General features: G+C 35.4%; 13 protein-coding genes and 1 riboswitch. Of the genes, 12 read left to right on the top strand and 1 reads right to left on the bottom strand.

Annotated features, from left to right (window positions below; translation table 11 throughout):
• Positions 1-23 precede the first annotated feature (23 nt).
• Complete coding sequence (gene guaB / locus HMPREF9402_RS00930) at positions 24-1,502, bottom strand: IMP dehydrogenase (protein WP_006784953.1); 1,479 nt, start codon at positions 1,500-1,502, stop codon at positions 24-26.
• A 485-nt stretch (positions 1,503-1,987) separates the two neighbouring features.
• Positions 1,988-2,088: riboswitch (purine riboswitch) on the top strand.
• 423 nt (positions 2,089-2,511) lie between these two features.
• Here guaB and HMPREF9402_RS00925 point away from each other — a divergent pair.
• The 12 genes from HMPREF9402_RS00925 (at position 2,512) to HMPREF9402_RS00870 (ending at position 19,457) form a co-directional block, all read left to right on the top strand.
• Complete coding sequence (locus HMPREF9402_RS00925) at positions 2,512-4,173, top strand: formate--tetrahydrofolate ligase (protein ID WP_009606195.1); 1,662 nt, start codon at positions 2,512-2,514, stop codon at positions 4,171-4,173.
• 46 nt (positions 4,174-4,219) lie between these two features.
• Positions 4,220-4,732, top strand: a complete 513-nt coding sequence (gene purE, locus HMPREF9402_RS00920) for a 5-(carboxyamino)imidazole ribonucleotide mutase (protein ID WP_006784955.1) — start codon at positions 4,220-4,222, stop codon at positions 4,730-4,732.
• A complete protein-coding gene (gene purK, locus HMPREF9402_RS00915; RefSeq protein ID WP_006784956.1) occupies positions 4,725-5,855 on the top strand; it encodes a 5-(carboxyamino)imidazole ribonucleotide synthase in 1,131 nt (376 codons plus the stop codon). Before purE ends, purK begins: the two co-directional genes overlap by 8 nt.
• Positions 5,856-5,875: 20 nt before the next feature.
• Positions 5,876-9,583, top strand: a complete 3,708-nt coding sequence (locus tag HMPREF9402_RS00910) for a phosphoribosylformylglycinamidine synthase (RefSeq protein ID WP_009606192.1) — start codon at positions 5,876-5,878, stop codon at positions 9,581-9,583.
• Between the two features lie 333 nt (positions 9,584-9,916).
• Complete coding sequence (purC, locus tag HMPREF9402_RS00905) at positions 9,917-10,627, top strand: phosphoribosylaminoimidazolesuccinocarboxamide synthase (protein ID WP_006784958.1); 711 nt, start codon at positions 9,917-9,919, stop codon at positions 10,625-10,627.
• 10 nt (positions 10,628-10,637) lie between these two features.
• Positions 10,638-12,068 carry an amidophosphoribosyltransferase gene (purF, locus tag HMPREF9402_RS00900; protein ID WP_009606194.1) on the top strand — a complete coding sequence of 477 codons (1,431 nt, stop codon included), beginning with the start codon at positions 10,638-10,640 and terminating at the stop codon, positions 12,066-12,068.
• 12 nt (positions 12,069-12,080) lie between these two features.
• Positions 12,081-13,106, top strand: coding sequence for a phosphoribosylformylglycinamidine cyclo-ligase (purM, locus tag HMPREF9402_RS00895; protein ID WP_006784960.1), 1,026 nt, complete (start codon positions 12,081-12,083; stop codon positions 13,104-13,106).
• Positions 13,103-13,663, top strand: coding sequence for a phosphoribosylglycinamide formyltransferase (purN, locus tag HMPREF9402_RS00890; RefSeq protein WP_006784961.1), 561 nt, complete (start codon positions 13,103-13,105; stop codon positions 13,661-13,663). The genes purM and purN overlap by 4 nt, the downstream gene beginning before the upstream one ends.
• Before the next feature lie 14 nt (positions 13,664-13,677).
• Positions 13,678-15,210: a bifunctional phosphoribosylaminoimidazolecarboxamide formyltransferase/IMP cyclohydrolase gene (gene purH / locus HMPREF9402_RS00885; protein ID WP_009606196.1), complete on the top strand. Its 1,533-nt coding sequence runs from the start codon at positions 13,678-13,680 to the stop codon at positions 15,208-15,210.
• 24 nt (positions 15,211-15,234) lie between these two features.
• On the top strand, positions 15,235-16,485 hold the full coding sequence (purD, locus tag HMPREF9402_RS00880) for a phosphoribosylamine--glycine ligase (RefSeq protein WP_006784963.1): 1,251 nt from the start codon (positions 15,235-15,237) through the stop codon (positions 16,483-16,485).
• Positions 16,486-16,619: 134 nt separating this feature from the next.
• Positions 16,620-17,711: a pyridoxal-phosphate-dependent aminotransferase family protein gene (locus tag HMPREF9402_RS00875; protein ID WP_009606193.1), complete on the top strand. Its 1,092-nt coding sequence runs from the start codon at positions 16,620-16,622 to the stop codon at positions 17,709-17,711.
• A gap of 21 nt (positions 17,712-17,732) precedes the next feature.
• Positions 17,733-19,457, top strand: a complete 1,725-nt coding sequence (locus HMPREF9402_RS00870; protein WP_009606197.1) for a phosphoenolpyruvate carboxykinase — start codon at positions 17,733-17,735, stop codon at positions 19,455-19,457.
• Positions 19,458-19,484: the final 27 nt, after the last annotated feature.

The raw sequence follows: 19,484 nt of genomic DNA, 5'->3' as shown, positions 1-19,484 counted from the left end.
TTTAGTAGTTCTCTTTTTTTATGTTATTTTTGATAGTTTGGAGCTTCTTGAGTAATTTCAACATCGTGTGGATGAGATTCACGTAATCCTGCTCCTGTAATACGAACAAATTTACCATTTGTTTTTAAATCTTCAATCGTTGCTGTTCCGCAATATCCCATTCCGGCACGTAATCCACCACATAATTGGTAAACGACATCTTCAAGTTTTCCCTTGAATGGAACGCGAGCTTCAATTCCTTCTGGAACTAATTTTTTAGCCTCTTGTTGTTTTCCGCCTTGGAAGTAACGATCACTTGAACCGCGTTTCATAGCAGCTAAAGAGCCCATTCCTACATATGTTTTATAACGACGACCGTTATATAAAATCTCTTCACCTGGTGCTTCTTCACATCCTGCGAATAAACCACCAAACATTGCACAGTCAGCTCCTGCTGCAATAGCTTTTACAAAGTCACCACTTAATTTTAAACCACCATCAGCGATAACCGGAACACCAACTGTTTTACAGTATTCGTATACTTCGTTAACAGCTGTAATTTGAGGAACACCAACTCCAGCAACAACGCGAGTTGTACAGATAGAACCAGGTCCAATACCAACTTTAACGGCATCAGCACCCGCATCAATTAAATCTTTTGCGGCTTCTGGAGTTACGATATTTCCACCGATTACTTGTAACTGTGGATAAGTTTCCTTGATTTTACGCACTGTTTCAATAACACCAACTGAATGACCATGAGCAGAGTCCACTGTAATAACATCTACACCTGCATCAACTAAAGCAGCTACGCGATCTAATGTATCAGCTCCAACCCCAACAGCGGCACCACAACGTAAACGTCCTTGAGAATCTTTACAACTATTTGGGTAAGACATTGTTTTATCAATATCTTTGATGGTTACTAATCCGCATAAGATACCCGCATCGTTAATGATTGGTAATTTTTCGATACGATGTTGCATTAATATTTGTTTAGCTTCATCAAGTGTTGTACCAACTGGAGCAGTAATTAAAGCATCGCGTCCTGTCATAACTTCTGATACTTTAACTGTTTGGTCTTCACGGTATTTCATATCACGATTAGTAATAATACCAGTTAAGATTCCATTCTCATTAACAACTGGGAATCCAGAAACTTTATAATGTTTACACTTTTCATTAGCTTCGGCGATTGTAATGTCAGCAGATAATGTTACAGGATCTGAAATCATTCCATTTTGATATAATTTAACGCGACGAACTTCTTCTGCTTGTTCTTCAATTGACATATTTTTATGGATAAATCCAACTCCACCTTGGTGAGCAAGAGCAATTGCTAAACGTGATTCAGTTACTGTATCCATTGCTGAAGAAATAATTGGGATATTTAACTCGATTTCACGTGTTAGTTTTGTTTTTAAAGAAACGTCTTTAGGTAATACTTCACTACGCTGAGGGATTAATAAAACATCATCGAATGTTAATCCTTGATATACTACTTTACCATTTAATGTGCTCATGGTGGGGCCTCCTTATGTTATAATCATGTTCATGTCCTCAAAGAGCTATTTAATGAATAGCCCGTTTTTTAGTTGTAAACATGATAGCATATACTCAAACACTGTGCAATAGAAAATAATTTTTCAAAATTAATAGTTTTATAAAAAATGATTCAAAAAGTGTTCTTCAATTTGGTTAACGATAATAACCTATTAAAGGGGATCTAAAAATGAAAAATGTTTATTTCGTTTTCATATGAAAAATTTGCTAAACGATATTGATATTTATTTTTTATTAGTTTATAATGCAATTGTAAATAAGTTGTAGAATTTGTAGGGGGTTGGAGAAAATGGAGCGAATTCAAATGACAAAACAGATGAATCAATTTACACCAATCGTATGCCTACAATTAAAAATAGTGTATCGAAAAAGTTAAACGTATGGGTTAAGTGTTTTTACTAACGCATATGTTTTTTTTTACAATTAATTTGATACCTACAGTAAATCACATAAAAATCACAGCATTCATATATCATCGATAATATGGTTCGAAAGTTTCTACCCCTTACCGTAAATACAGGGACTATGAAGGTTGTCTAATAATAAAGTGTATCGCAAAGTCATATGTTAGTGAAAGCAAAAATAGTCTCGATGAAGGCTTTATTTAACTTACCTAATATAATTCTTTAGAGTTACATTTAACTATTAGCACCTTTAGTTAAGTCCTAAAGGTGCTTTTTTATTTCTACAAATAAAAAAGTAGCTAAAAAGATTCTTTTGCTTTATTAAAGTAAAGAATATAGATATGTCATTGTACAGAAGTTTCTAAACTTTGAAAAACTTCCGCGTGTCCTAGCAGTTAAGAATAGATTATTTTGGATAATTGCTAAGTGATAAATGCATTGTAGTTAATCTTCGTATTGAAAAGATTTAGATACTGAGTCGGATTAAAACTATTAAAAACATATCTATTTCTAGATAGATGAAATATCTTGGTTAGCTATTAAAACAAAGAGGAGTGGATTTTAAATGAAAAATGATTTACAAATTGCAAAAGAAATTGAATTAAAACCAATTATTGAGATTGCTAAACAATTAGGGATTGAAGATGAAGTTGAATGTTATGGAAAATATAAGGCGAAAATTGACTTAAGTGTCATGAATCAAAATAAAAAAGACGGAAAATTAGTCCTAGTAACAGCTATTAGCCCAACTAAAGCCGGAGAAGGAAAAACAACGATGACAGTAGGTCTTGGGCAAGGTTTTTACCATATTGATAAGAAATCTGTTATCGCCTTACGTGAACCATCACTTGGACCAGTTATGGGACTTAAAGGTGGAGCAACTGGTGGAGGGTACTCACAAGTATTACCGATGGAAGATTTAAATCTTCACTTTACAGGAGATATTCACGCTATTACAACAGCAAACAATGCTATTTGTGCATTACTAGATAATCATATGTATCAAGGTAACGAATGTAATATTGATCCAACTAAAATTGTATTCAAACGCTGTTTAGACTTAAACGATCGTACATTACGTGATATCACGATTGGACAAGGTTCAAAAGTTAATGGAATTGAACGTAAAGATGGATTTAACATTACAGTTGCTTCTGAAATTATGGCAATCCTTTGTTTAGCTACAAGCTTAGAGGATTTAAAAGCTCGTATAGGAAATATCATCGTCGCTTATACTCCGGATGATCAACCAGTTCACGTTAAAGATTTAAAAATTGAAGGTGCAATTGCCATGTTATTAAAAGATGCAATTAAACCGAATCTAGTTCAAACATGCGAGCATACACCAGCTATCGTTCATGGAGGACCATTCGCAAATATTGCTCATGGATGTAACTCTATTATTGCAACTAAAACTGCTTTAAAACTTGGAGACTATGTGATTACTGAGGCCGGATTTGGGGCTGACTTAGGAGCAGAAAAATTCTTAGATATTAAATGTCGTGAAGGAAAACTTACACCAGACTGTGTTGTTATCGTCGCAACAATTCGTGCATTAAAAATGCATGGTGGCGTTGAATATGAAGATTTAAAAGAAGAAAACGTTGAAGCCTTATCAAAAGGAATCGAAAACTTAGCTAAACATATTGATTCAATCACGCAATTTAATTTGCCATACATCGTAGCAGTTAACCAATTCACGCATGATACAGAGGCAGAACTTGAATTCTTAACATCTTGGTGTGAACAAAATAATCATCCATGCGAAATCGCAAATGTTTGGTTAAATGGAGGAGCTGGTGCTAAGCAATTAGCAACTCGAGTTGTCTCACTAATTGAAGAAAACAATCAAACATTTAATCAAATTTATGAGCGTAACCAAACATTAGAGGAGAAAATCTTAACAATCGCTCAAAAAATTTATGGGGCACGCGGAGTAAACTATACAGACGAAGCAAAAGCGCAATTAGAAACAATAAAAAAATTAGGATACGAAGATTACTTAGTATGTATGGCTAAAACACCAGTTTCATTAAGTGATGATCCAAAAGTTCTTGGACGTCCAACTGATTTTGACATTACAATTCGTGAAGTTCGTATCTCAGCAGGAGCTGGATTCATTGTTTGCTTAACAGGTAACGTCTTAACAATGCCAGGATTACCGAAAGAACCAGCTGCTTTAAAAATGGATGTAACACCAGAGGGTGAATGTATCGGGTTATTCTAAAAGCATATATATAAGGATAGAAAAAATAAAATAGGGAGGATTTTTGATGGAGAGAATATACGAAATCTCACCCAAACCATTGGTTGGAATTATCATGGGAAGTAAATCAGATTTCGAAACAATGCAAGAAGCGATGAAAGTTTTAGAGCAATTAGAAATCTCTTATGAAGCTAGTGTCGTTTCAGCTCATCGAACACCAGATAAAATGTTTGAATATGCAGAGGCTGCACGTAATAGGGGAATTAAAGTAATCATTGCAGGAGCAGGAGGTGCTGCGCACCTTCCTGGAATGGTTGCTGCTAAAACAACACTTCCGGTTATTGGAGTACCGGTTCAATCAAGAGCTTTAAATGGACTCGATTCGTTACTATCTATTGTTCAAATGCCAGGAGGAATTCCGGTAGCTACAGTAGCTATTGGAAAAGCTGGAGCCAAAAATGCAGGATTATTAGCGGCTTCCATGTTAAGCACATCATATCAAGAAATTGCAGTTCATTTAGAAAATTATCGTAAAGAGATGACGGATTCAGTACTGGGAGATTGCGATTTAAATGAGTAAGTTAATATTACCCCCATCAACGATTGGAATTATCGGTGGAGGACAACTTGGAAGAATGATGGCAATTGCTGCTAAACAAATGGGATATAAAATTGCCGTTTTAGAACCAGTAGCAAATGGACCACTTGCCCAAGTTGCTGATATCGAAATTAATGCAACTTATGATGATGAATTAGCATTGTTATCCTTATTTAAACAAAGTGACGTCATTACCTATGAGTTTGAAAATGTCTCAAGTGAGATGATTAAGCAACTAGAATCTAAAGGGTATCTCCCCCAAGGAAATCGACCAATTGCGATTACTCAACATCGCTTTTTAGAAAAAATCGCCATTAATGATTGTGGATTTAAAACAGCACCATTCATGAAAGTCGAAAGTGAAGCGGAGTTAAGATATGCCATTAAGCAATTAGGGTACCCAGCTATTTTGAAAACGACGTGTGGTGGATATGATGGCAAAGGACAATGGATGCTAAAAACTGATGAAGATATCTTAGAAGTTATTCCTATTGTCGAAGGAACAGAATGTATCCTCGAAGGATTTGTTCCTTTTGAAAAAGAAATCTCAGTCATCGTAACAAGAGGCACAAATGGTGATGTCGAGACATTCCCGGTAGCGGAGAATATTCATCAAAATCATATCTTACACTTAAGTATCGTACCAGCTGATATTAGTTCAGAGCTTATGATAAAGGCGGAAGAAATAGCAAGAACTTTAATTGAACGTTTAGATTTTGTTGGAACACTTGCGATTGAGATGTTTGTTATAGGTGATGACATTATTATTAATGAATTAGCACCACGTCCTCATAATTCAGGACACTATACAATTGATGCTTGCAACATTTCGCAATTTGAACAACATATTCGAGCAGTATGTGGCTTACCACTAATTAAGCCAACCCTAATAGAGCCAGCTATCATGGTCAACTTGCTAGGCCAACATGTTGACTATGCCTTAAAAATGTGGACAACACCTGAATTTCATCAGGCAAAAGTTCACCTTTATGGAAAAGAAGAATTACGAGCAAATCGTAAAGTTGGACATATGACATTTACAAGTAAGAAGAGAGAAGATTTACATAAAACTGTGGAACTGTTTTTAGAAAACTTTCCAAAGTAAAAAGGGTGAGGATGAGGAAAATGAGTCAGTATCGTATTTTTGTGGAGAAGAAGGATATCTATGCAACAGAAGCTAAAAGTTTACGGCATGATTTGAATGAAAATTTACATTTAAACCTAACTAATACTCGTGTCATTAATATATATGATTTATTTAACGTTAATGAAACGGAACTTGAAACAGCGAAGCAAAATGTTTTATCTGAAATTGTAACAGATATGACGAGTGACTCAATTGAGTTAAGTGATAAAACCTATTTTGCAGTAGAATATTTACCCGGGCAATATGATCAACGTGCCGACTCAGCAATTCAATGTATTCAACTTTTAACAGGAAATGATGAGGTTCGTGTTAAGAGTGGAAAAGTGATTATTTTGGATGGAGTACAGTCAAAAGAAGAATTAGCTAAAATTAAAAACTACTATATCAATCCGATTGAAATGCGTGAAAAAGATTTAACAGCACCACTTCAATTAGATGAATCAATAGAAATTGAAGATGTCAAAACATATGAAGGATTCGTTGACTATAAAGAGGAAGCGTTAGCGGCATTCTTAAAGACACACGGGATGGCCATGTCCCTAGCAGACATCAAATTAATTCAAGATTACTTCTTAAAGGAAGAAAAACGAAATCCAACAGAAACAGAGTTAAAAGTATTAGATACTTACTGGTCAGATCACTGCCGTCACACAACGTTTGAAACATTAATTGAAAATGTAACATTCGAAAGTGGACGATTCCATGAAATTTTACAACAAACTTTCAATGAATACTGCGCAATGCGAGAGCGTGTTCACCATAATAAAAAGCCAATGACATTAATGGATATGGCAACTATTGCAATGAAAGAACAACGCAAATTAGGATTATTAAATGATTTAGAAGTGTCAGACGAAATTAATGCTTGTAGTGTTTATATAGATGTCGATGTTGATGGGGTTAACGAACCATGGTTATTAATGTTTAAAAACGAAACACACAATCATCCAACAGAAATTGAACCATTTGGTGGGGCTTCAACATGTATTGGTGGAGCAATTCGTGATCCACTATCTGGACGTTCATATGTTTACCAAGCGATGCGTATTAGTGGTGGAGCAAATGTTTTAGAATCTATCGAAGATACGATGGAAGGTAAACTTCCTCAAAAAATTATTTCAAAACGTTCAGCAGATGGAAATAGCTCTTACGGAAATCAAATTGGATTACCAACAAGCTTTGTTCGTGAAGTTTATCATGAAGGATACAAAGCAAAGCACATGGAAGTCGGAGCAGTAGTCGGAGCAGTTAAAGCAAGTGATGTTCGCCGTGAAAAACCAGCTCCTGGAGACATCATCATTCTACTTGGTGGGCGTACAGGAAGAGATGGAATTGGTGGGGCAACAGGATCATCCAAAGCTCATAATGAAACATCAATTCAAACAGCTTCATCAGAAGTTCAAAAAGGAAATGCTCCGACTGAAAGAAAAATTCAGCGTTTATTTAGAAATGGAGAAGTAACGCGCTTAATCAAAAAATGTAATGATTTCGGAGCAGGAGGCGTAGCTGTTGCCATTGGGGAACTTGCTGATGGATTAAACATCGACTTAAATGCTGTTCCAGTCAAATACAATGGATTAAATGGAACAGAACTTGCAATTTCAGAATCGCAAGAGCGTATGGCAGTCTTGGTGGCTTCTAAAGATGTAGACACTTTTATTAACTTTGCACATCATGAAAACTTAGAAGCAACTGTTGTTGCAGAAGTGACAAATACCAATCGTTTAGTGATGAATTGGAATGGTCGTCCAATCGTCAACTTATCACGTACTTTCTTAGATACAAATGGTGCGCGTCAAACAACAAACGTTACAATTAAAACAGATTTAGAATCTAATCCATTCCAAAGTAAAATACAAGGAAACACAATTAAAGATAAATTCCTAAATAATTTAAAACAACCAAATGTTGCATCACAGCAAGGAATGGTTGAAATGTTTGACTCAACCATTGGGGGAACGACTGTTTTAATGCCTTATGGAGGAAAATATCAATTAACTGAGACGGAAGGATCAGTTCATAAAATTCCACTACGTCATGGTGTGACAAATACAGTTAGTATGTTAACTTATGGATATAATCCAGAAATTACATCCTGGTCACCATTCCATGGAGCAGCTTATGCAGTAGTTGAATCAATGGCAAGAATCATTGCCTTAGGTGGAAGATGGCAAGGAATTCGTTTCTCATTTCAAGAATACTTTCGTCGTTTAGGACAAGACCCACAAAACTGGGGACAACCGTTTGCAGCGCTACTCGGGTCAATTTACGTTCAAAAAGGGTTTAATTTACCTGCAATCGGTGGAAAAGATAGTATGAGTGGATCATTTGAAGAATTACATGTTCCACCGACATTCATTTCATTTGCAGTTCAAACAGAAAAAGCAAACAAAGTTTTATCACCAGAATTCAAGGCACCGGAAAACTATATTTATTTAATTAAACATGAACCAACTAAAGATTTAATGCCAAATATTGAACAGTTAAAAACTAACTTTGACTATATTTATGACATGGTTACAGTCGGATGTATTAAATCAGCTTTCTCGGTTAAACAGGGAGGGATTGCTGAAGCATTAGCAAAAATGAGTTTCGGGAATAAAATTGGTGCAACCATTAAAACAGGTTATGATGTATTCGACTTAGAACTGGGATCGATTATCGTAGAGTCTGATCGACCATTATTATTTGATCATGCGCACTTACTTGGAAAAACAACATCGGAACCTTTAATCGTCATCAATCAAGAGGCCATCACGATTGAAGAAAGCTTAGAAGCATGGCAAGGAACATTTGGCAATTTATATCCAGTTGCCGCTGAAGCTGAAAAAATAGAGGTTCCAATCATTGACTATAAAAATACCATCATTAAAACATCATCAATAAAATCAACACCACAAGTATTCTTGCCAGTATTCCCAGGAACAAACTGCGAATATGATAGTGCAAGAGCCTTCGAACAAGCTGGGGCAAAATCAATCATTGATGTATTTTGTAATCAAAATCATCAAGATATTGAAGCTTCAATTGAACGTATGGTTAAACACATTAATGAATCTCAAATTTTAATGCTATCTGGAGGATTCAGTGCTGGAGATGAGCCAGATGGATCAGGAAAATTTATTACATCAGTTTTAATGAATGAACAGGTACGTGAAAGTATTGAAGGATTATTAGAGCGTGATGGATTAATCTTAGGTATTTGTAATGGATTCCAAGCATTAATTAAATCAGGATTATTACCATATGGACAGTTTGGAATGGTAACTGAAGACTCACCAACTCTAGTTAAAAACAATACGAACCGACATATGTCAAAAATTATACAAACACGTATTGCCTCAAACAAATCACCTTGGTTATCGGGGGCAAACGTTGGAGATATTCACAATATCGCAATTTCGCATGGAGAAGGGAAATTTGTAGCGAATGATGCTGTGATTAAAAAAATAATCAAAAATGGTCAAGTCGCGACTCAATACGTAGACGTAACTGGAAAACCAACAATGGATGGAATCTACAATCCTAATGGATCAATCGCTGCCATTGAAGGAATTACAAGTCCAGATGGACGCATTCTTGGAAAAATGGGGCACTCAGAGCGCATCGGAAGTCAAATTTTCAAAAATGTCCCAGGTAATTACGATCAATTACTGTTCCAAAGCGGAGTAAAATACTTTAAATAAAACGTTGAGTCTCGCAATTAACACGCGTAGGAAGTGAATAAAGTCTGAATTATCGGGAGACAGAAGAGGCTTTAGAACTTTACGAGCGTATTGCGAGAAGAAACTAGATTCAAAAGTTCTATATATAAACTGAAATGTAATCAATCGTTTTATCATCAGGCTTAGTATTTAAACCCTTTTGATACTAAGGTATAACTATAGAACCGCTAAATGTTTAAAAATCCACAAAACTTAGAGGTTCTTATATATCTAATGAGAAAGCACAGCGTCACCCTAACAAGTAAAAAGATAAAAGAGAGACTATACAAAGAGAGAAAAACGGAGGATAAGGCCATGAACCCAACTCGAGTAATGTTATATGAAGGAAAAGCAAAGCAAATTTTTAAAACGGACGATGATCACAAAGTTATTATTCATTATAAAGACGATGCAACAGCATTTAATGGGGTAAAAAAATCAAGCATCGCAAACAAAGGTATTTTAAACAATGCGATTACAACAATCATTTTTGAAATGTTAGAAAAACGTGGAGTGAAAACCCATTTCATTGAAAAATTAAATGATCGTGATCAATTATGTCATAAAGTTGAAATTGTTCCTTTAGAAATTATCGTGCGCAACATTATTGCAGGAAGTATGGCAAAACGTTTAGGAATCGAAGAAGGGACAATTCCATCGAACGTGGTTTATGAATTATGTTATAAAAATGATGCTTATGGGGATCCGTTGATTAATGAAGATCACGCGGTAGCATTAGATTTAGCGACTTATGAAGAGTTAGCAAAAATTAAAGAAATGACATTAGAAATCAACAAAGCATTGATTGAATTCTTCGACGCACAAGACATTCGCTTAATTGATTTCAAAATTGAATTTGGGCGTACAAAAAATGGGGAAATTGTGTTAGCCGATGAAATCTCACCAGATACATGCCGTTTATGGGATAAAAAAACAAACGAAAAGTTAGATAAAGATCGTTTCCGTCGCGACTTAGGAAATGTTGAAGAAGCCTATATTGAAATCTTAAATCGCGTAAGTCGCTAAGGTGAATAATATGGCAGAATTAGATTTATTTTTCGAAAATAAAATGAATGAAGAGTGTGGAGTCTTTGGAATCTTCAATCATGAAAATGCAGCTGAATTAACTTATTACGGATTACATGCTCTTCAACATCGTGGTCAAGAAGGCGCTGGAATCGTTACGAGTGATGGCAAAATGCTTCATCAACATAAAGGAGAAGGACTTGTTCGAAATGTTTTTACTCAACAAGATATCGATCGTCTAAAGGGAATCCATGCGATTGGACACGTTCGTTATTCAACAGCAGGCGGAGGCGGAATTATGAACGTTCAACCTTTCCTATTCCGCTCTCAATCAGGACCACTTGGTCTTTGTCATAATGGAAATTTAGTCAATGCAAATCAACTTAAAGTCTATCTTGAAAACGAGGGAAGCATCTTTCAGACTACCTCTGATTCAGAAATTCTCGCTCATTTAATCAAACGCCAACGTGGAGATATGATGACAGCTTTGAAGGAATCCCTACTTTATATCGAGGGAGCTTTCGCCTTCCTACTATTAAAAGAAAATGAAATGTACATCGCTTTAGATAAACTGGGATTACGTCCACTATCTCTTGGTCGAATTGGTGATAAAGGAATTGTCGTTGCATCGGAAACATGTGCTTTTGATGTGATTGGAGCAGAATATTTGCGAGATGTTCATCCAGGAGAAGTCATCAGAATTGACTTAAATGGGATAACGTCAGACCGCTACGCCAAAACTTGTCATCGTAGCATGTGTAGCATGGAGTACGTTTACTTTGCAAGACCAGATAGTGATGTAGAAGGAATTAACGTTCACCAAGCACGTAAAAATTGTGGCCGAGTTCTAGCTAAAGAATCACACGTTGAAGCAGATATCGTTGTAGGAGTACCAGATTCGGGATTAAGTGCAGCTATCGGATATGCAGAAGAAGCTAATATTCCATTTGAAATTGGCATGATTAAAAATAAATACATTGGACGAACCTTTATCCAGCCCTCACAAGAACTTCGTGAACAAGGGGTTAAGATGAAATTATCAGCTGTTCGTTCAATTGTTAAAGATAAACGCGTTATTTTAATTGATGACTCAATTGTTCGTGGGACAACATCACGCCGAATGGTAGATATGTTACGTGATGCAGGGGCTAAAGAAGTTCACGTGCGTATCGCCTCACCAGAAATCAAATTTCCATGTTTTTATGGAGTTGATTTCTCAACATACGATGAATTAATTGCTGCAACCCATACAACAGAAGAAATAAGACACGTAATTGGAGCCGATTCATTAGCCTTTATTTCAGTAGAAGGACTAACAAAAGGTATTGGCCAACCTGTAACTTACGGTAAAAACTGTGGTCAATGTGTCGCATGTTTTAATGGAGACTATCCGACATATCTATATGAAGATGTTATAAATGCAAACAAAGAAGTTAAATAAGGGGTGGAGAAGATGAGTAAAGCGTACGAACAATCAGGTGTAAGTCTAGAAGCAGGTTACGAATCGGTTAATCGAATCAAAAAACATATCGCAAAAACGAATCGTCCAGGAGTATTTTCGGGAATTGGATCATTTGGTGCTATGTTTGATTTATCGTCACTTGATTACCAAAACCCTCTCTTAGTATCGGGGACAGATGGAGTCGGAACTAAGTTAATGGTAGCAATTAAAGCAGATGTTCATGACACAATTGGAATCGATTGCGTCGCAATGTGTGTGAATGATATCGTTGTACAAGGAGCAGAACCCTTATATTTCTTAGATTACGTGGCGGTTGGGAAAAATGAACCTGCTAAAATTGAGGCTATCGTTAAAGGAGTAGCAGATGGATGTGAGCAAGCGGGAGCTGCTTTAATCGGTGGGGAAACAGCCGAAATGCCAGATATGTATGAGCATGGACATTATGATTTAGCTGGATTTGCAGTTGGAGTTGTTGAAAAAGATGAATTAATCACGGGTGAAAAAGTAAGTGAAGGTGATATCATCATCGGACTTTCATCAAGTGGAATTCACTCAAATGGATACTCATTAGTACGTAAAATCTTATTCAAAGACCATAACGTCGATTTAAACCAATACGTTGAATCACTTCAAGCCACAGTAGCAGAGGCCGTCTTAGCACCAACAAAAATCTACGTTAAACCAATCTTGGCTTTACTAAAAGAAGTTGAAGTACATGGGATGGCTCACATTACAGGTGGAGGATTTGATGAGAACATTCCACGTACATTACCAGAGGGGCACGGAGTCGTCATTAATAAAAACTCATATCCAATGCCTCCAATCTTTAATTACTTAAAAGAACTTGGAAACTTAGACGAGCGCGAAATGTATAACGTCTTTAACATGGGAATTGGAATGATTATCATTGTATCAAAAGACTCAGTTCAAAAAACAATGGAGGTCTTAACAGAAGCAGGAGAAACTCCACATATCATCGGTCACGTTGTAGCTGAAGAAGGAGTACAACTAGTATGAAAAAAATAGTTGTCTTTGCTTCAGGGAATGGTAGTAACTTTCAAACTATCGTTGAAAAATTACATAAACAAGCCTGCGAAGTAGCACTGCTTGTTTGTGATAAACCGGGTGCCTATTGCATTGAAAGAGCTCATAAAATGAACATTCCAACCTTCGTTTTTAATCCAAAAGAATATTCTAGTAAAGAAGCCTTCGAACAAGAAATCTGTACTCAGTTAATCCCCCTTAACCCAGATTTAATTGTTTTAGCAGGCTACATGCGCATTGTTGGTCAAACTTTATTAGATGTTTACGAAGGAAAAATCATTAACATCCATCCTGCATTATTACCAGCTTTTCCTGGTCGGGATGGAATCACAGACGCATTAAAATATGGGGTTAAAATTATGGGAGTGACTGTTCATTACGTTGATTCAGGTATTGATACAGGGATGATTATTGACCAAGTTTGTTTTAAACGTACAGGGTTAGAGACAAGAGAAGAAATAGAGCAAAAAATTCATGACTTAGAACATGAGCTATATCCAACTGTCATTAAACAATTGCTAAATATTTAGGAGGATGAAGAGAGATGAAACGTGCATTAGTAAGTGTGTCAGATAAAACAAACTTAGTGCCATTTGTACAAAATTTAATTGAATTAGGATACGATATTATTTCAACAGGTGGGACAAAAAAGTCATTAGAAGAAGCGGGAATGAATATTATTTCCATTGACGAGGTGACAGGGTTCCCAGAAATTTTAGAAGGACGTGTCAAAACGCTTCATCCATTAGTTCATGGTGGTCTATTAGCAAAGCGTGGTGATGAATATCACCAACAACAAGTAGCAAAAAACAACATCGAGTACATAGATTTAGTTTGTGTTAACTTATATCCATTTGCAAAAACAATTCAAAATCCTGAATCAACACATGAAGATAAAATTGAAAACATCGATATTGGTGGACCTTCAATGCTACGTTCTGCTGCTAAAAACTTTAATGACGTAACAGTCGTTGTAGATGTTAAAGATTACGATCAAATTATTGATGAAATTCGTGAACATGGAAATACAACCTTAAACACGCGTCAAAAATTAGCTGGAAAAGTATTTAATCATACAGCAGCCTATGATGCAATGATTGCAAACTACTTTAATCAAATCAACGAAATTAAAATTCCAGAAAAACTTACTGTTACATATGACCTAAAACAATCATTACGCTATGGAGAAAATCCACATCAGTCAGCAGCATTTTATCAAACATTAGAAAAACCATCTTACAGTGTAGTGGCGAGTGAACAATTACATGGAAAAGAATTGTCATACAACAATATTGCAGATGCTAATGCAGCACTTGAAATTTTAGCTGAATTTGAAGCACCAGCAGCGGTTGCGGTAAAACATATGAATCCATGTGGTATTGGAATTGGATCAACAATCGAGGAAGCTTATGCAAAAGCATATGAAGCAGATTCAACGTCAATCTTTGGTGGAATTGTTGCCCTTAACCGTGAAGTTAGCAAAGAAGTAGCAACAGAACTTCATAAAATCTTCTTAGAAATTATTATTGCACCAAGTTTTACAGAAGAAGCATTACAAATTTTAAAACAAAAGAAAAATATCCGCCTATTAACAACAGACATGTCAAATCGTCGTCAACTAGGACATAAATTAACAACAGTTAAAGGTGGATTATTACAACAAGACTTAGACACACTAGAAGTAACACTTGAAGACTTAGAATGTGTAACAGAAGTAAAACCAACACAAGAAGACTTAGAACAATTATTATTTGGATTTAAAGTTGTAAAACATGTGAAGTCGAATGCGATTGCTTTAGTGAAAGATAATATGACTGTAGGAGTTGGTGCAGGCCAAATGAATCGCGTCGGTGCGGCTAAAATTGCACTTGAACAAGCTAATGAATTGGCATCAGGTTCATATTTAGCATCAGATGCTTTCTTCCCGATGTCGGATACAGTTGAATTAGCTGCTAAATATGGAGTTAAAGCAATCATTCAACCAGGTGGATCGATTAAAGATCAAGATTCTATTGATGCTTGTAATAAATTTGGAATTGCGATGGTATTTACAAAAGTAAGACATTTTAAACATTAATTTGGTGAGGATAGGGAGAAATTTATGAAAGTTTTAGTTATTGGGCGTGGGGGACGTGAGCATGCCATCATAAAAAAATTAATGCGCGATAAAAAAGTTTCTCAAATTTTCTGTGCACCAGGAAATGATGGAATGATTGAGGCAACTTTAGTACCAATTGAGGAAACAAACGTAGCGGCACTTACTGACTTTGCGTTGGAAAATCAAATTGATTTAACCATAGTGGGGCCAGAAATGGCTCTTGTAGCGGGAGTTGTTAATAGTTTCAATTCAAAAGGATTAAAAGTGTTTGGCCCAACTAAAGAAGCAGCTTTAATTGAAGGCAGTAAAGCCTTTGCTAAGCAGATGATGTCAAAATATAATATTCCAACGGCAGTATATAAAGAATTTACAGAATTTGAGCCCGCGGTTGAGTATTTAAAAACACAGTCTATGCCAATTGTTATTAAAGCAGATGGACTAGCTGCTGGCAAAGGTGTAGTTATTTGTCAAACATTAGAAGAAGGAATTGAGACTTTAGAATCAATGTTATTATATCGTCAGTTTGATGAGGCCTCTTCGAAAGTAGTGATCGAGGAGTTCTTGGAAGGTGAAGAGTTTTCGTTAATGGCTTTTGTCGCAAATGAACTTTATAACCCAATGCCTATTGCACGTGATTATAAGCGTGCATATGATAATGATGAAGGGTTGAACACAGGAGGAATGGGGAATCACAGTCCACATCCGCTTATTTTGGAATCAGATTATGAGGAAGCGATTAAAATGGTTATTGGACCAATGACGAAGGCAATGATTGCTGAAAATATACCATTTACGGGAATCTTATATGCTGGATTAATGAAAACATCGTCAGGTATTAAAGTTATTGAATTCAATGCTCGCTTTGGAGATCCAGAAACGGAAGTGCTACTTCCTCGTTTAGAGACAGACCTTTCTGAAATCATGTTATCACTGCTTGAGGGGAAAGAAATCGAGTGTGTATGGTCAGATAAACCAACTGTTGGAGTTGTGTTAGCCGCTAAAGGTTATCCAGGAAATTATAATAAAGGCGCAATTATTAAAGGTCTTGATTTACTGGAAGATGTAGACGTTTGTCACATGGGAACTAAATTAGTAGATGGAGACTATACAACAAACGGTGGACGCGTTCTCTTTGTTGTTGGAAGTGGTGAAACTTTAGACAAAGCTCGAACTAATGTTTATCGACAAATAGAAAAAATTACTTGTGATGATTTGTTCTACAGACTAGACATTGCAAAGAAATTTGTCGAGTAAAAATATAAAAAGGGAGATCTTTGTAATCTCCCTTTAAGTCTATTTTTATTACATATTTGCAAAGCATAATGACAAAATTTTTAAAAAGATGTATTTTATAAATGAGCTTGTAATTTTATGAAGTGGGTGAGAAAGTGAGTAAGGTATTATTTACGCCAGGTCCTACGAATATTCCAATGGAAATTCGAGAAGTATTAGGGCAAGATTTAATTCATCATCGTATGGCTGATTATCATCAATTAATTAAAGATGTAAACGAAGGGTTAAAAAGAATATTTGATACTAAAAATGATGTAATTATTTTAACATCTTCAGGAACAGGGGCAATGGAGTCAACAATCGTTAACCTATTCTCTAATGGGGATGAAGTTTTAGTCATTAATACAGGATGGTTTGGTCAAAGATTTATTGAAATTTGTACTGTATATGGATTAAAAGTACATGAGTTAGCTTATGATTGGGGAAAAAGTTATGAGTTAAATGATGTAAAAGAAATTTTAGAAAAATATCCCGAAATTAAAGGTGTATTTGTAACTTATCATGAGACAGCAACAGGTGTTGTAAATAATTTGAAAGCTTTAGGAGATTTAACGAAAGATACAAATCGTTTATTAATTGCGGATTGTATTAGTGGGATGGTTGTACAAGAGTTCCATTTAGATGAATGGGGAGTAGATTGTGCGGTGGCAAGTAGTCAAAAAGGATTCCACTTACCTCCTGGATTGAGTTTTGTAGCCTTAAGTGATAAAGCAAAATTGAGTTTAGAATATTCAAATCTCCCAAAATATTATTTCGATTATAAAAAATATCTTCATTATTATGAAGTAAAATCAGAACAGCCATTTACTCCAGCAATTTCTATCGTTGTAGCATTAAAAACAGCATTAGATGGATTGTTGAATCAAGGTCTTGAAAGCGTGATTGCAAATAAAGTTCAAGTTCGAAAATATGCTGAAGAAAAACTTGCAAATCTCGGCCTTGAATTATTTATTAAAGACGAAAGTATTAGAGGAAATGTGTTAGTTCCCGTATTAGCTCCTGAAAATATCAATGCTAGCAAATTGACTGCTTTAATTGATGAAAGATATAACTTTACTGTAGCAGGTGGAATGGGTTCATATGCAGGTAAAATGTTACGCGTTGGAATTATAGGGGAAATCACAAAACAAGAAATTGATTTGTTAGTGCAATACATAAAAGAAGTTTTACCGGAATGTCAAAAGTAGCTTTAGAGGGGAGAATACATAATGAAGCCACAATTCGAATTAGAACGCAATACTGCAGTTATTAACTTTTCTGCACATTATTGCAATACTGAAGATGAATTATTAAATAGTCAAGGGTTTGAGAAAGTATTAACACGTTTCTTAAATAGATTGAAAAAGAAAGAATCACCAATTTATGAACAATTAGTTTATGTATGTGGTGAAAATCGAGTAGCAACGGAGTTAACATCACTTTTTAAATTATTATTGGTATTAGAGATTGATGAAGTTATGAAAATGAATCGATCATTTATAGTGTTACTTCAACACAAGGATACATTGATAGAATTTATTGAAGCATTATACGATTACTGGCGTCGTCTAGAACGGTACAGTGTCATTTATAACAGTACAGAAGGAACTGGGATTCAAAAAATAAAATTTATCGAGGCAAATAATGACTTTACTAATTTAGTATTAAAGGTTTATCGTACTATTGAAGAGCGTTTAATGGGACATCGTCAAAATGTGTATCGCCAATTAATTGTTGGAGCAAATGCAGGTTTAGTATTAAATGAAATTCAATGGGATTTTCCAATGCAATATAGGGGGCTAAGATATCCGGCGTTTATTGAGTCCATTGTATTAACACCGCCATTTATCACTTATCCTAAACGAACAAAAAGGGATGGAATTTTCGAAGAGGTTTTTATAAATCCACTTGATGGATTATATCTAGATCCAAATAATTGGTTTGTGTATCCTGCAAAAGTAGGAACTGCCCTAGCCTACGTATATTTTCATCGTGATTTTATGGCTCAAGGGGTTACAATGTGTAACTTATTTGAATTAGCAGAGTTGGAAGAATGTAAAGACAGAAAACCTGATTTAATTTATGTTTATGGAAATAAAGATAAAGAAGATCGTGCGGTATTCTATCAAGATAAAGAAAATGACATTATGATTGGATATGCGACCTATAGTGAAAATCACGATTATTTTGGTTATATGAAAAAAATGATTTTAACTTTATATAATGTCAAAATGATTAATGAGAAAAAACTTCCATTACATGGTGCTATGATTGAATTAACATTAAAAAATGGTATTCAAAGTAATATTGTAGTAATTGGAGATAGTGGAGCAGGTAAGTCAGAAACACTAGAAGCAATGCGTTTGATGGCAGAAGATGAAATTAAAGATATGAAAACTATTTTTGATGACATGGGAACGTTGGCAATCGAAAAAGGTGAAATTCGTGCGTACGGTACTGAGATTGGAGCCTTTGTACGCTTAGATGATTTGGATACAGGATATGCATATCGCACAATTGATCGAAGTATTTTTATGAATCCAGATAAAACGAATGCACGTATTGTAATTCCAGTTGCAACTTATAAAGATATTACAACTGGGCGTCCTGTTGACATGGTCTTATATGCTAATAACTATGAAGAAGATGGTGCTGAATTTGAATTTTTTAATAATATAGATGAAGCAAAAGATGTATTTGTAAGAGGAGCACGTAAGGCAAAAGGTACCACAACAGAAACGGGATTAGTTGAATCTTACTTTGCTAATCCATTTGGACCTGTGCAATTAAAAGAACAAACGGATCCATTGATTGATAAATATTTTGCAACATTATTTAAAAAGGGAATTAAAGTTGGACAAATTCGTACGCGATTAGCGGTTGAAGGGCAAGAACATATTGGCCCACGTAAAGCTGCCGAGTTGTTATTAGATTATATTAAAAATCAACAATAAAAAAGGTCTGACAGTACACTGTCAGAC

Source organism: Turicibacter sp. HGF1, from assembly GCF_000191865.1.
GTDB classification, from domain to species: domain Bacteria; phylum Bacillota_I; class Bacilli_A; order MOL361; family Turicibacteraceae; genus Turicibacter; species Turicibacter sanguinis.
The sequence above is the reverse complement of the archived record's forward strand: the minus strand, read 5'-3'. Positions and strand labels throughout refer to the sequence as shown.